Origin of the sequence: Mesorhizobium sp. Root554 (genome assembly GCF_001427025.1) — a bacterium.
Taxonomy (GTDB): Bacteria; Pseudomonadota; Alphaproteobacteria; order Rhizobiales; family Rhizobiaceae; genus Mesorhizobium.
The window spans coordinates 64,983-79,550 of record NZ_LMGA01000001.1; the positions used below are offsets into that span (position 1 = coordinate 64,983).

13 protein-coding genes are annotated in these 14,568 nt (G+C 64.4%); 8 read left to right on the top strand and 5 right to left on the bottom strand.

The genetic code is table 11. The annotated features are described in order from the left end of the window. Genes ASD44_RS00315 through puuE form a run of 4 tightly spaced genes read right to left on the bottom strand, consistent with a single transcriptional unit; the run spans position 1 to position 3,415 of the window. The gene (locus tag ASD44_RS00315; protein WP_056107206.1) at positions 1–594 is read right to left on the bottom strand and encodes a nucleoside deaminase; all 594 of its coding nucleotides are present in this window, start codon (positions 592–594) and stop codon (positions 1–3) included. Next, complete coding sequence (locus tag ASD44_RS00320) at positions 591–1,100, bottom strand: ureidoglycolate lyase (RefSeq protein WP_056115137.1); 510 nt, start codon at positions 1,098–1,100, stop codon at positions 591–593. Before ASD44_RS00320 ends, ASD44_RS00315 begins: the two co-directional genes overlap by 4 nt. 14 nt (positions 1,101–1,114) lie before the next feature. After that, positions 1,115–1,963 (bottom strand): bifunctional allantoicase/(S)-ureidoglycine aminohydrolase, encoded by an 849-nt coding sequence (locus ASD44_RS00325; RefSeq protein WP_156459726.1) that lies wholly within the window; start codon positions 1,961–1,963, stop codon positions 1,115–1,117. 18 nt (positions 1,964–1,981) lie between these two features. Continuing rightward, the gene (gene puuE, locus ASD44_RS00330; protein ID WP_056107209.1) at positions 1,982–3,415 is read right to left on the bottom strand and encodes an allantoinase PuuE; all 1,434 of its coding nucleotides are present in this window, start codon (positions 3,413–3,415) and stop codon (positions 1,982–1,984) included. A 198-nt stretch (positions 3,416–3,613) separates the two neighbouring features. Between puuE and uraH the strand changes: the two genes are divergently transcribed. The 4 genes from uraH (at position 3,614) to xdhC (ending at position 8,880) form a co-directional block, all read left to right on the top strand. Further along, positions 3,614–3,988, top strand: coding sequence for a hydroxyisourate hydrolase (gene uraH / locus ASD44_RS00335; protein ID WP_056107212.1), 375 nt, complete (start codon positions 3,614–3,616; stop codon positions 3,986–3,988). Between the two features lie 2 nt (positions 3,989–3,990). Further along, a complete protein-coding gene (xdhA, locus tag ASD44_RS00340) occupies positions 3,991–5,487 on the top strand; it encodes a xanthine dehydrogenase small subunit (RefSeq protein WP_056107215.1) in 1,497 nt (498 codons plus the stop codon). Beyond that, positions 5,487–7,829: a xanthine dehydrogenase molybdopterin binding subunit gene (xdhB, locus tag ASD44_RS00345; protein ID WP_056107218.1), complete on the top strand. Its 2,343-nt coding sequence runs from the start codon at positions 5,487–5,489 to the stop codon at positions 7,827–7,829. Before xdhA ends, xdhB begins: the two co-directional genes overlap by 1 nt. 85 nt (positions 7,830–7,914) lie before the next feature. After that, positions 7,915–8,880 carry a xanthine dehydrogenase accessory protein XdhC gene (xdhC, locus tag ASD44_RS00350; protein WP_056107221.1) on the top strand — a complete coding sequence of 322 codons (966 nt, stop codon included), beginning with the start codon at positions 7,915–7,917 and terminating at the stop codon, positions 8,878–8,880. Positions 8,881–8,902: 22 nt separating this feature from the next. On the opposite strand, the gene ASD44_RS00355 is transcribed toward xdhC, so the two are convergent. Next, complete coding sequence (locus ASD44_RS00355) at positions 8,903–9,823, bottom strand: LysR family transcriptional regulator (RefSeq protein WP_056107225.1); 921 nt, start codon at positions 9,821–9,823, stop codon at positions 8,903–8,905. Positions 9,824–9,960: 137 nt separating this feature from the next. Between ASD44_RS00355 and ASD44_RS00360 the strand changes: the two genes are divergently transcribed. The 4 genes from ASD44_RS00360 (at position 9,961) to ASD44_RS00375 (ending at position 14,531) form a co-directional block, all read left to right on the top strand. Next, positions 9,961–11,193, top strand: a complete 1,233-nt coding sequence (locus ASD44_RS00360) for a urate hydroxylase PuuD (RefSeq protein ID WP_056107228.1) — start codon at positions 9,961–9,963, stop codon at positions 11,191–11,193. Continuing rightward, on the top strand, positions 11,190–12,503 hold the full coding sequence (gene guaD / locus ASD44_RS00365; RefSeq protein WP_056107231.1) for a guanine deaminase: 1,314 nt from the start codon (positions 11,190–11,192) through the stop codon (positions 12,501–12,503). The genes ASD44_RS00360 and guaD overlap by 4 nt, the downstream gene beginning before the upstream one ends. 253 nt (positions 12,504–12,756) lie before the next feature. Next, the gene (locus ASD44_RS00370) at positions 12,757–13,260 is read left to right on the top strand and encodes a heme-degrading domain-containing protein (protein WP_056107234.1); all 504 of its coding nucleotides are present in this window, start codon (positions 12,757–12,759) and stop codon (positions 13,258–13,260) included. A gap of 8 nt (positions 13,261–13,268) precedes the next feature. Continuing rightward, positions 13,269–14,531 carry a glycerate kinase gene (locus ASD44_RS00375; RefSeq protein WP_056115142.1) on the top strand — a complete coding sequence of 421 codons (1,263 nt, stop codon included), beginning with the start codon at positions 13,269–13,271 and terminating at the stop codon, positions 14,529–14,531. Positions 14,532–14,568: the final 37 nt, after the last annotated feature.

Sequence of the window (14,568 nt, forward strand, 5' to 3'; positions counted from 1 at the left end):
TCAGTTGAGGGGAATGTCGTTGTCGGCCTTGCTGTCCTGATAGGCGTCGGAAAGCGTCTCGTAGCGCGCTTCGATCGCGCCAATGCGCGCCTCGAGCCGTTGCCGCTCGGCCACCGGCAGCGCCCGCACCATGCGCCGCAGCGAATGGCTCTTCCAGTACGCATTCTCGGCGTTGTAGCCGCCGGGCTCCAGCGTGAAAACCTCTTTCAGGATTTTCAGGTCGTGCGGGATGGCGAACGAATCGCGCGAATCCTCGTGGCTGAACAGGTAGTAGAAATTGTCGAAGCCGGTCCATGTGATGGCCGACAGGCACAGTGAGCAGGGCTCGTGCGTAGCCAGAAAGATGGCGTCCTTGGTATCGACGCGCTCGGCCTTCGGCATTTCGTAGAAGCGCTTCAGGCAATGCACCTCGCCGTGCCAGAGCGGGTTTTCAATCTCGTTGTTGGTTTCGGCCAACACCAGCGAAAAATCGCCCTTCCGCAGGATGGCCGCGCCGAACAGCTTGTTGCCCTTAGCCACGCCTTCGGCTGTCTTCGGCACGATGTCGTCCTCGATCACGTCCAGCAGCCGGTCGATGAGGGAAATGTCGGTCACGTCTTGAAGCCCTCCGGCAGCCTGATCTCATAGGGATGGGAGAAGTGGAATTCCTCCAGGTTGGAACCGTCGCCGGTGCGATCGACCACGACGAAATCCTGCGTCTCGCCGATTGGCGTCAGCACGCCATGCCAGGTGTTGCGACGATAGTTCACCCCTTGGCCCGGCGCGGTCAGGAAGGCTTGCGGCGTGCCCGGCCCGTCCTTGCCGTCTGGACAAACGACGACGAGGAAAGGCCGTGGCGATAGCGGAATGAAAGCCTGGCTGCCGAACGGATGGCGTTCGACCATGGTAAGCTGGAGCGGGAAGGCGTAGGGCGTGCCACGAAACAGGCTGATGATGACTTTGCCGTTTTCGCCTGCCGCTTCCGCCTGCGCCAGTGCGTGGTAGCGCTCGCAGCGTCCACTATTGATCGGATAGTGATTGTCGGTATCGAAGTCGATCACGTCGCCGAAGGGAGTAAAGGTTTCGCGGGTGAGGGGCCGGGGGGCGATGATTTCGGTCATGGTCTGACCTGGCATTACCTTTGACCCCCAAATCCGCCCAGCCGCGGATGCCGGTTGACGTCCTTGTAGAGCAGGTAGCGGAAATCGCCCGCGCCGCCGGCATAACAGGCCTGCGGGCAGAAGGCGCGCAGCCACATGTAATCGCCGGCCTGCACCTCGACCCAGTCCTGGTTGAGCCGGTAGACCGCCTTGCCTTCCAGCACGTAGAGCCCGTGCTCCATCACATGCGTTTCCGGGAAGGGGATCACCGCGCCCGGCTTCAGCGTCACGATGGTGACGTGCATGTCATGGCGCAGGTCGGTGGGATCGACGAAGCGCGTCGTCGCCCAGCCGCCATTGGTGTCGGGCATGGGGTTCGGGGCGATGTCGTTCTCGTTGGCGAAGACCGGCTCGGGCGCATCGATGCCATCGACCGCCTCATAGGCCTTGCGGATCCAGTGGAAGCGCGCCGTTGCCGTCCCCTTGTTGCGCAGGGTCCAGCCGCTCGCCGGCGGCAGGAAGGCATAACCGCCCGGTGTGAGCCGGTGCGTCTCTCCATGCAGCGTCACGACGATCTCGCCCTCGACCACGAACAGAACGCCCTCGGCATTGCTGTCCGGTTCCGGTCTGTCGCTGCCGCCGCCCGGCTGGACTTCCATGATGTACTGCGAAAAGGTCTCCGCGAAACCGGAAAGCGGCCGCGCGATGATCCACGCCCGCGTCTTCTCCCAATGCGGCAGAAAGCTGGCGACGATGTCGCTGAATTCGCGCTTCGGGATCACCGCGTAGGCCTCGGTGAAGACGGCGCGGTCGGTGATCAGGTCGGTCTGCGGCGGCAGGCCGCCTGTCGGGGCATAGTAGCTGCGCGCGGTCTTCTTCATCATGTCCATCGTTGCATGACCTTATTGGGGAAGCATGTCTTTGAGGCGCAGCAGCGCGATGCGCTCGACCTGCGCGCAGGCGGTCTCGAACTCGGCGGCGCGCGAATTGCCGATGCGCGCCTCGAACGCTGCAAGGATGTCCTCCTTGCTCTTTCCCTTCACCGCGATGATGAAGGGAAAACCGAAGGTAGTGACATAGGCGGCGTTGAGCTTGGAAAACAGCTCGCGCTCCTTGTCGGTCAGTGCGTCCAGTCCGGCCGAGGCCTGCTCCTTGGCCGAGTCCGCCGTCAGGCGCTTGGCGGCGGCCAGCTTGCCGGCGAGATCCGGATGCGCCTGGAGCACGCCGAGCCGTTCAGTCTCGCTGGCGGCGCGGAAAGCCCGGCACAGCGCGTTATGCAGGCCGCCCGCCGTATCGTGGGCCGGACCGAGCTCAAGGTCGTGCGCGCGCTCGGCGATCCAGGGCGAATGCTCGAAAATGCCGCCGAACGTCTGCACGAACGCCTCGCGGTCCATGCGGGACGGGCGAAGCGGCCGCGCCGCATAGGGATGCGTAGCGCGCCAATGATCGGCGATGTCGATGCGCCGCGCCAGCCAGACCCGATCATGGCTCTTGACGTATTCGACGAACCGCTTGAGCGCCGCGAAGCGCCCCGGCCTGCCCACCAGCCGGCAGTGCAGGCCGATATTCATCATGCGCGGCCGGCCGTCGCGGCCCTCCTCGTAGAGGGTGTCGAACGTGTCCTTCAGATAGGTGAAGAACGGGTCGCCGTTCGAGAACCCCGCAGGCACGGCAAAGCGCATGTCGTTGGCGTCGAGCGTATAGGGGATGATGAGCTGCGGCTCGATGGGGTGGCCGTGCCCGTCATGGTCGAGCCAGTAGGGCAATTCATCGTCATACGTATCGGAGCAATAGGCGAAGCCGCCTTCCTCCGCCACCAGCCGCACCGTGTTGACGGAGGTTCTGCCCGTATACCAGCCGGTCGGGCGCTGCCCGGTGACTTCCGTATGAAGCTTGATCGCGGCGGCGAGATCCTGCCGCTCGTCCTCGATCGCATGATCCCGGTAGTCGATCCACTTGAGGCCGTGCGAGGCGATCTCCCACCCGGCATCCTGCATCGCGGCCACCTGGTCGGGCGACCGGGCCAGCGCGGTGGCGACGCCGTAGCAGGTGACGGGCACGTTCGCCGAGGTGAACAGCCGGTGCAGCCGCCAGAAGCCGGCGCGCGCGCCATACTCGTAGATCGATTCCATGTTCCAGTGACGCTGGCCGGGCCAGGGTGCTGCGCCGACGATTTCGGACAGGAAGGCTTCGGAGGCCTTGTCGCCGTGCAGCACGCAGTTCTCGCCGCCTTCCTCGTAATTGACGACGAACTGCACGCAGACATGCGCGCCGCCCGGCCATTTCGGGTCCGGCGGGTTTGCCCCATAGCCTCGCATGTCACGCTGGTAGCGCATGATCCCTCCTGCCGGGCCCTGCCTCGAATGGATACGGGCCGGAAGTGCCCTGACGATAGTCGAAAGGGGCGGCGACCATTCCCCTGAAATTTTTGAAAGTGTTTTTGTCGCCCTTCGCTCGAACGGGACTTATGCATCGCCTTTAATTGGCGCACAATTCATCCCTATGTTCGATTGTACCTGAAAGGGAGGCGGCAATTGGCGCAAACGCAGGCAGCAGGTGGGCGGCTTACTACCCACGTGCTGGACACGGCGACGGGCAAGCCGGCGGCTGGGCTGTCGATCCTGCTCTACCGGGTCAGCGGCAATTCGCATCGCAAGCTGAAAACGGTGGTGACGAATGCCGACGGGCGCTGCGACGAGCCTTTGCTGCAGGGCAAGGAATTCCAGCTCGGCCAATATGAGCTCATATTCCTTGCCGGCGATTATTTCCGGACCCTTGGCCTCGATCAGCTTCCGGACCCGATGTTTCTGGATCAGGTTCCAATCCGCTTCGGCATGGCGGAGGAGAAGCACTATCATGTGCCGCTGCTGATCTCTCCTTACGGCTATTCGACCTACAGGGGCAGCTGAGCATGGCGAAACCGAAAATCCGCTCGGAACTCCGCTTCCTCCTCAATGGCGAGGACGTCGCCCTTGCCGATGTCGCGCCGGACGCCACGCTGCTCGATTTCCTGCGCCTCTCCCGCTCGCTGCGGGGCACCAAGGAAGGCTGCGCCGAGGGCGATTGCGGCGCCTGCACCGTGCTCGTCGGCCGGCTGAGCGGCGGCAAGCTCGTCTATGAAAGCGTCAACGCCTGCATCCGCTTCCTCGGCTCGCTCGATGGAACCCATGTCGTCACCGTCGAACATCTGCGCGGCGAGAGTGGCCAACTGCATCCGGTGCAGCAGGCGATGGTCGATTTCCACGGTTCGCAATGCGGCTTCTGCACGCCGGGCTTCGTCATGTCGCTCTACGCGCTTTGGATGAAGTCGCCGGACCCCTCCAATGCCGAGATCGAGAAAGCGCTGCAGGGCAACCTTTGCCGCTGCACCGGCTACGAGGCCATCGTGCGCGCAGCACACGCCATTTCCAGCTACGGCAAGGCGGCGAAGGACCCGCTCGCCGTGGAGCGCAAGGCGGTAACCGCCCGTCTCGAACAATTGCGCGACGGTCTGCGTGTCGAGATAGGCGCGGGCAGGCAGCGGTTGATCGTGCCGGCGGACGTTGCCGATTTCGCCAGGCTGCTGGAAGCCGAGCCCGCCGCTACCGTCGTCGCCGGCTCGACCGATGTCGGGCTGTGGGTGACAAAGCATATGCGCGATATTTCGCCCGTTATCTTCATCGGTGGGCTGGATGGCCTGAAAACGATCTCGGAAGACAAGGACGCCGGGGATGGAAAAATCATTTCCATCGGCGCGGGCGTAACCTACACCGAGGCGTTCGCGGCACTGGCGAAGCGCATCCCGGCGTTCGGACCGCTGTTCGACCGCATCGGCGGCGAGCAGGTGCGCAACATGGGCACCATCGGCGGCAACATCGCCAATGGCTCGCCAATCGGCGACACGCCGCCGCCGCTGATCGCGCTTGGAGCCATGCTGACTCTGCGCAAGGGCAAGGCGCGGCGCACCATTCCGCTGGAGGATTTCTTCATCGCCTATGGCAGGCAGGACCGCCAGCCGGGAGAGTTCGTCGAGGCGGTGCATGTGCCGGTTCCGGATGAGGGCACGCACTTCGCCGTCCATAAGGTGACCAAGCGCCGCGACGAGGACATCACCGCCGTTCTTGGCGCCTTCCACCTGACTTTGGCGCAGGATGGGACCGTCGCCGATGTCTGCATCGCCTATGGCGGCATGGCGGCGACGCCGAAGCGCGCCTACGCGGTGGAAAAGGCGCTGATCGGCCAGCCCTGGACGGAGGCGACGGTCATGGCGGCGATGGACAGATACGCCGAGGATTTTGCGCCGCTGACCGACATGCGCGCCTCGGCGGAATACCGGGCGATGGCGGCCCGCAACCTGCTGCTGCGGTTCCATGCCGAAACCAGCGGCACAAGGGCGCCGCTCACAGTCACGCGGGAGAAGGCGGCGTGATGACTACCCACACGCCCGATCTCAAGGCGGCAAGGATCGCCGGCGGCGTCGCCGCTGACCAGCGCCACGACTCGGCTCACAAGCATGTCGCCGGCACGGCAATCTATATCGACGACATGCCGGAACCCGCCGGCACGCTGCATGGTTGCCTCGGTCTTGCGACTGTCACGCATGGCGACATCGTTGGCATGGATCTGTCCGCCGTGCGTGGCGCCCCCGGTATAGTCGACGTGCTAACGGCGAGTGACATTCCCGGCGAGAACGACATTTCGCCCACCGGGCGTCACGACGAGCCGGTATTGGCCGATGGCAAGGTGCAGTTCCACGGCCAGCCGATTTTCTGCGTCATCGCCGAGACGCGCGAGCAGGCGCGCCGCGCCAGCCGGCTGGCGAAGGTCGAATACAAGGAACTGCCCTTCGTCACCGACATTGGCGGGCTGGACCCGCTGAAGGACAAGCTTGTCACCCCGCCGTTGACCTTGAAGCGCGGCGATGCCGCCGCAGCGATCCGCAACGCGCCGCGCCGCGTGAAAGGAAAGATGCGTGTCGGCGGGCAGGAGCATTTCTATCTCGAAGGCCATATCGCCATGGCCGTCCCCGGCGAGGACCAGGACGTTACCGTCTATTGCTCGACCCAGCACCCGACCGAGGTGCAGCACATGGTCGGCCATGCGCTCGGCGCGCCGAGCCACGCGGTGACGGTCGAGATCCGCCGCATGGGCGGCGGCTTCGGTGGCAAGGAGACGCAAGGAAACCAGTTCGCCGCGCTGGTGGCCATCGCCGCCAAGAAGCTCGGCCGCGCCGTCAAGATCAGGCCCGACCGCGACGACGACATGATCGCCACCGGCAAGCGGCACGATTTCCTGATCGACTACGAGGCCGGCTTTGACGACGATGGCAATATCCTCGGCGTCGATTACATCTATGCGGCGCGCTGCGGCTTCTCGTCCGACCTCTCCGGCCCGGTGACCGACCGGGCGCTGTTCCATTGCGACAATTCCTATTTCTACCCGGCGGTGAAGGCGGTATCGGCGCCGCTCTATACCAACACCGTCTCGAACACCGCCTTCCGTGGCTTTGGCGGACCGCAGGGCATGGTCGGGGCAGAGCGCGTCATCGACGAGATCGCGTTTGCGCTGGGCAAGGATCCGCTCGACATCCGCAAGCGCAATTTCTACGGCACCGAGGATCGCAACGTCACGCCCTATCACCAGACCGTCGAGGACAACGTCATCGGCCGTATCGTCAACGAACTGGAGGCCAGCGCCGACTATGCCGGCCGCCGCCGCACCATCCAGGCCTTCAACGCCAACAGCCGCTTCGTCAAGCGCGGCATGGCGCTGACGCCGGTCAAGTTCGGCATCTCCTTCACCGCCACGCATTACAATCAGGCCGGTGCGCTGGTGCATGTCTACACCGACGGTTCGGTGCACCTGAACCATGGCGGCACCGAGATGGGACAGGGGCTGAATACCAAGGTCGCCCAGGTGGTGGCCGAGGAGTTCCAGATCGATCTCGACCAGGTCAAGATCACCGCCACCACGACCGGCAAGGTGCCGAACACCTCGGCGACCGCCGCGTCCTCCGGCTCGGACCTGAACGGCATGGCGGCGCAGAATGGCGCGCGCCAGATCAAGGACAGGCTGGTCGCTTTCGCCGCGAAGAAGTATTCGATTCCTGCGGATCAGGTCGAATTCCTGCCCAACCGCGTGCGCGTCGGCAATCAGGAGATCGCCTTCGCCGACCTCGTCAAGCAGGCCTATATGGCCCGCATCCAGCTTTCGGCGGCGGGTTTCTACAAGACGCCGAAAATCCACTGGGACCGTGACAAGGGGCAGGGCCATCCCTTCTATTATTTCGCCTACGGCGCTGCCTGCTCCGAGGTGTCGGTCGATACGCTGACCGGCGAATACATGGTCGAAAGAACGGATATCCTGCATGAGACCGGCCGTTCGCTGAACCCGGCCATCGATCTCGGCCAGGTCGAGGGCGGCTTCGTCCAGGGCGTGGGCTGGCTGACGACGGAGGAGTTGTGGTGGGACGACAAGGGCCGGTTGCGCACCCATGCGCCCTCGACCTACAAGATCCCGCTGGCCTCCGACCGGCCGAAGATTTTCAACGTCGCGCTGGCCGACTGGTCCGAGAATGCCGAACCGACCGTCCATCGCTCCAAGGCGGTCGGCGAGCCGCCCTTCATGCTCGGCATGTCGGTGTTTCACGCGCTTTCAGATGCGGTGGCGAGCGTGGCGGATCACAAGATCTGTCCGCGTCTCGATGCGCCGGCAACACCCGAGCGGATGCTGATGGCGATTGAAAGACTGAAGACAGAAGCGGTGAAATAGCGCCGAAGCTGCTGGGGCCTGATATTGTGGTGATGGCTGGATTGCTGTTTATCGTGTCGATCCAAATGCCGGGGCATGCAGTGCCATGACCTCCGCCATGCACAAGCTGCGGCAATTCCTCGCCACGGCGGAGCCGCTTGCCCTGGTCGAGGTTGCGGCGACGAAGGGCTCGACGCCGCGCGAAAAGGGCGCCTTCATGCTGGTGTCGCGCGTCGCGATTTTAGGGACCATCGGGGGCGGCCAGCTCGAATACATGGCGATCGACAAGGCGCGGCAGATGCTGGGGTCTTCAACCTCCCCATTGTGGGGAGGATCGACCGGTGAAACCGGTCGGGGTGGGAGTGGAAAAAACCATACACCCCGCACCCCCGCCCTGGACCTGCTGTCCGACCCTCCCCACAAGGGTGGCGTTTCGCTCACCGTCCCGCTTGGTCCCGAAATCGGCCAGTGCTGCGGCGGCAGCGTCAATCTGTCGATCCGCAAGGTCGATGAAATCCTGGCATCTGACCTTGTCCGGACGGCGGAGACGGAAGACGCCGCCCTGCCGCACCTCTACATCTTCGGCGGCGGCCATGTCGGCCATGCGCTGGCGGCGAGCGCCGCGCTGCTGCCGATCAAGGTTGTGGTGGTCGAGACCCGCGCCGGCGAACTCGAGGGCATGCCGGAAGGTGTCGAAACCCGGCTGACGGCGGTGCCGGAAGAAGTCGTTCGCGACGCCCCGTCAGGCTCGGCTTTCACGGTTCTCACCCACGATCACGCGCTGGATTTTCTGATCGTCGCCGAGGCGCTGAGGCGCGGTGACGCCGCCTATGTCGGCATGATCGGCTCGAAGACCAAGAAGGCGACGTTCCGGAGCTGGTTCCTGAAAACCGCTGCGGGCACGGAGGAACAATTCGCGCGCCTCGTTTCACCGATCGGCGGAAACGCGGTGAAAGACAAGCGCCCGGAGGTCATCGCAGCGCTTGCCGCGGCCGAGGTCATGACGGCGCTGGCGCGGCATGAGGAAATCACCAGAGCCGGACAGGCAAGGCAATCTTTGTCCATCCGCTGAGGAAACCTCACAGAGCCCGGCGCTATTTGCCCGCCAGCAAATCCTTGATCAGCCGCTGGCAGCGCTCCGCCATGAAGTCGAGCAGCAGCCGCACCTTGGGGTCCTGCAGGTTCTTGTGCGGATAGACGGCGGCGAATTGCACCGGCGTCGGCGGCGTCTCGGTCAGGATCACCTGCAGCCGGCGGTCGCGGATGAACGGCTCCACCTCGAAGCGCGGCTTGTTGATGATGCCGCGGCCGGCCAGCGCCCAGCCGGTCAGCACGTCGCCGTCGTCGGAATCGAACGGGCCATGCACCTCGAATTTCTGCGGCCCGCCCGGCATCTGCAGCATCCAGTAGAATTCCTTGCTGCCGGGATAGCGCAGCATCAGGCAGTCATGCCTGCGGCCCAGCAGATCGGAAGCGGTGGCGGGTTCGCCGCGCGCCTCCAGATATTTCGGCGATGCGACCAGCACGCGCTCGCATTCCATGATGCCGCGCATCCTCAAGCTGGAATCCTCGATCAGGCCGAGTCGGAAGGCGACGTCGATGCCTTCCTTGAGGATGTCGACATTGTGGTCCGAAAGCCTCAGCCGCACCTCGATATCGGGGTATTTGTCATGGAAATCCGGAATGCCGGACGCCACCAGCCGGCGGCCGAGCCCCAGCGGCGCGGTGACGCGGATGGTGCCGCGCGGCTGGCCGGACAGCGCCGAGACGGAGGCCTCGGCCTCGGTGATCGCGTCCAGCACGTGCTTTGCACCGGCATAGAAGACCGTGCCATGTTCGGTCGGCATCAATTGCCGGGTGGTGCGGTTGAAAAGCCGGACACCGAGATGCTTCTCCAGTTCCTTGATTCGGTTGGAGGCGACGGCGGGCGAAATGCGCATGTCGCGGCCCGCCGCCGACAGGTTGCCGAGTTCGACGACGCGGACGAAGACGGCGATATTGTCGAGATAGGCCATGCTGGCGGGCTTCCTAAGCTGGCAATGCAAAATCAGCGTAGTATTTTCTATCTTTTTTTGAAAGTCATCGCCGTGCTTGCATCTTTCCGTTTGCGCGCCAGCCCGTAAAGTCCGCCAATCGACAGGGAACACTGGGCATGTTGGATTTCGCGATCTTCTGGGACTGGTTGAGCTTCGCTGTGCGCTGGTTGCATGTCATCACCGGCATCGCCTGGATCGGCTCGTCCTTCTATTTCGTCGCGCTGGACCTCGGCCTGCGCCAGCGTCCCGGCCTGCCTGCCGGCGCGTTCGGCGAGGAGTGGCAGGTGCATGGCGGCGGCTTCTATCACATCCAGAAGTATCTGGTCGCGCCGGCCGAGATGCCGGAGCACCTGACCTGGTTCAAATGGGAAAGCTACGCCACCTGGATGTCCGGCTTCGCCATGCTGGCGGTGGTCTACTATGCCGGAGCGGATCTGTTCCTGATCGACCGCAACGTCCTCGACATGTCGGTGCCGGTGGCGATCCTTTTGTCGATCGCCTGCCTTGTCGCCGGCTGGATCGTCTATGACGTGCTCTGCCGGTTCCTGATCGGCAAGGCCGACACCGCTCTGATGCTGATCCTCTATGTCATCCTGGTGTTCATGGCCTGGGGCCTGACGCATCTGTTCAGCGGCCGCGCCGCCTTCCTGCATCTGGGAGCCATCACCGCCACCATCATGTCGGCCAACGTTTTCATGGTCATCATCCCGAACCAGAAGATCGTCGTCGCCGACCTGATCGCCGGCCGCAAGCCAGATCCGAAATACGGCAAGATCGCCAAGCAGCGCTCGCTGCACAACAACTACCTGACCCTGCCCGTGCTGTTCCTGATGCTGTCGAACCACTATCCGCTGGCGTTCGGCACCCGCTACAGCTGGATCATCGCCTCGCTGGTGTTCGTCATCGGCGTGCTGATCCGGCACTATTTCAACTCGCTGCACGCGCGCAAGGGCAACCCGACCTGGACCTGGCTCGCCGCCGGCATCCTCTTCATCGCCATCATCTGGCTCTCCACCGTGCCGAAGATTTTGACTGGCGAGCCGCAGGCGTCCGCCGCCGCGCAGACGCTCATCGCCTCCAGTCATTTCCCGGCGGTGCGCGATACCGTGCTTGGCCGCTGCTCCATGTGTCATGCGCAGGAGCCGTCCTACGAAGGCATCTACCATGCGCCGAAGGGCGTCATGCTCGACAACGATGCGGCGATCGCCGAACACGCCAGGGAAATCTACCTGCAGGCCGGCCGCAGCCACGCCATGCCGCCGGGCAACGTCACCCAGATCACCGACAGGGAGCGGGAATTGCTGACGGCGTGGTTCGAGGATAGCCGGGGAGCAGCCGCAAACAAATGACCTCCACTCTCCTGCACGGCCGCACGCTGTCCTTCCTGCGCTGGCCCGAAACCGTCGACGACCATGCCGCCTATGCCTATGAGGAGGATGGCGGCATCCTGATCCGCGATGGAAAAATCCTCGCCGCCGGTGCTTATGCCGATGTTGCCAGGCAGGCCGGCGACGGCGTCAAAACGATCGACCACCGCCCGCATCTGCTGTTGCCCGGCTTCATCGATGCGCATGTGCATTTCCCGCAGATGCAGGTCATCGCCAGCTACGGCGCCGAACTGCTCGACTGGCTTAACACCTACACATTCCCGGAAGAATCGAAATTCCAGAACGCCCAGCACGGCCGCCGCATCGCGCGCCTGTTCCTGGACGAGATGGTGCGCCACGGCACCACGACGGTCGCCGCCTATTGTTCCGTCCACCGGGAATCCGCCGAGGCCTTTTTCGCCGAGGCGCATGACCGCGACATGCTGACCATCGCCGGCAAGGTGATGATGGACCGCAACGCGCCGGACGCCGTGCTGGACACGCCCCAATCGGGCTATGACGACACCAGGGCGCTGATCCGGAAGTGGCACGGCAGGGGCCGACAGCATTATGCGATCACGCCGCGCTTCGCCATAACCTCGTCACCCGAGCAATTGGAGATGTCGGGAGCGCTGGCCCGCGAATTCCCGGACCTGCACATGCAGACGCATCTGTCGGAAAACCACGCCGAGATCGCCTTCACCCAGCAGCTCTTCCCGTGGTCGAAGGATTACACCGACGTCTACGAACGCTACGGCCTGCTCGGCAGGAAAAGCCTGTTCGGTCACTGCATCCACCTGTCGGAGCGCGAGGCCGACGCGCTGTCGGACAGCGGCTCGGTGGCGGTGTTCTGCCCCACTTCGAACCTGTTTCTCGGCTCCGGCCTGTTCGACTACCAGCGCTATCGCCGCCGCGAAAAGCCGCTGCGCATCGCCGCCGCCACCGATGTCGGCGGCGGCACCAGTTACTCCATGCTGCGCACCATGGATGAGGGCTACAAGGTGATCGCGCTGAACGGCGAGAAATTGAATCCGTTCCAGTCCTTCTGGCAGCTGACACGCGGCAATGCCGAGGCGCTGTCGCTGGCCGACAAGGTCGGCACTCTGGAGGAGGGCACCGACGCCGACATCGTCGTGCTGGATGCCGGCGCGACGCCCGCCATGGGCCTGCGCATGGAAAACATCGAGACGTTGGCCGAGGAACTGTTTCTGCTGCAGACGCTGGGCGACGACCGCGCCATCCGCGAGGTCTATGTCGCCGGACGGGCGGCGAAGGGCGATATGGCGGCGTAACTGGTGCGTCCTTCGAGGCTCGCCCCTGGATCGACTATTTCCGACGTTTCAGGGGGCTCGCATCTCAGGATGAAGGACGCTGGCGCTGGCATTCTCGTTTGATGGCTGAGCGAAATGTGGACGGATCGGCGACAACCTCCTTCATCCTGGGGTGCGAGCGAAGTGAGCCTCGAATGACGCACCTGGGAATGCGCCGAGCTTGACCTGAAAGTCTTTGTTGTACAAAGCGGACTGACACAGGTTGGAGGGAAGAATGACCGCTGAAACCGACATCGACACCATCAAGCGGCAGGAGGCGACGTTGATCTTCGCGGCCTTCGATGAAGCGGCCGCCTTCGCCATCGGCAGCGCCATTCGCGACCGGGCGCTGAAAGAAGATCTGCCCATCATCGTTGACATCCGCACCTTCGACCGTCCGCTTTTCTACGCGGCAATGCCGGGCTCGAACGGCTCGAACCCCGAATGGGCGCGGCGCAAGTTCAATGTGGTCAAGCGCTTCCTGAAGAGCACCTTCCGGCTGACGCTGGAGGAGCAGCGGCCGGACCGTACCTTCAAGCCGGGCTGGGGCATCGACAGCGCCGACTTCGTGCTGGCCGGCGGCGCATTTCCCATCACGGTCAAGGGTGCCGGCGTCATCGGCGCGGTGACGGTTTCCGGCCTGTCGGAGCAGGACGACCACGCCGTGGCCGTGGATGCGCTGTGCGCGCATCTGGGGATTTCGCGGGAGAACCTGGCGTTGGCCGGCGGAAGGCAATGATCTTTCGCATGACCCTCGACCCCAAACCCTTCCTCACATCCATTTTCGATGCCGCCGTCGCCGCGGCCGATCCGAACCTCACCATCCGCAGCCACCTGCCGGCGAAGCCGAAGGGACGCACCATCGTCGTCGGCGCAGGCAAGGGTGCGGCGCAGATGGCCGCGGCTTTCGAAAAGGCGTGGGACGGCCCGCTCGAAGGACTGATCGTTACCCGCTACGGCTACGGCGCGCGGACTGAACGCCTCGAAGTGATCGAAGCGGCGCATCCGGTGCCCGACGAGGCCGGGCTCGAGGCCTCGCGCCGCCTGCTGGAAATCGTTTCCGGCCTGACCGGGGACGACCTGGTGGTGGCTCTGATTTGCGGTGGCGGTTCGGCGCTGCTGCCGTCGCCGGCCGCCGGCCTGACGCTGGCCGACGAGATCGCCGTCAACGAGGCGCTGCTTGCCTCCGGTGCGCCGATTGCTGCCATGAACACCATCCGCAAGCACGTCTCGACCATCAAGGGCGGCCGCCTTGCCGCCGCCGCATGGCCGGCCAGGGTGGTATCGCTGGTGGTATCGGACATTCCCGGCGACAACCCCGCGCTGGTGGCGTCCGGGCCGACCATTCCGGACGCCGGCAGCCGCGAAGATGCGCTGGCCGCCATCGCCGCCTATGGGATTGGGCTTCCCGAAGCGGTGAGGGCGCATATCCAATCGGCCGAGTCCGCCGCGCCGCGTCCGGACGACGAGAAATTCGCCCGCAACGAAGTGCATCTGATCGCCTCGGCCGGCGTCTCTCTGGAAGCGGCGGCGGCTGAGGCGCGCCGTCAAGGCGTCGAAGCCGTCATCCTCTCCGATGCCATCGAGGGCGAGGCGCGCGAGGTCGGTTCGGTCCATGCCGCCATCGCCCGCGAGGTCGCGGCCCGCAACCGGCCCTTCGCCAAACCGGTGCTGATCCTGTCGGGCGGCGAGACGACGGTTACGTTGAAGGCAAAAGGCAAGGGCGGGCGCAATTCGGAATTTTTGCTGGCCTTTGCCATCGGCATTGCCGGGGTCGAGGGCATTCATGCGCTGGCCGCCGACACCGACGGCATCGATGGCTCCGAGGACAATGCCGGCGCCTTCTGCGACGGCTCCACGGCTCCGCGCATGCGGGCGACAGGCGTCGATGCCAAGGCCATGCTCGCCGCCAACAACGCCTGGACGGCGTTCAATGCGGTGGGCGACCTGTTCGTGCCGGGGCCGACTGGAACGAACGTCAACGATCTCAGGGCGATACTGGTGCGCTAACGCCTTTATCCTCCTCCTTGTGGGGAGGGGGTGACGT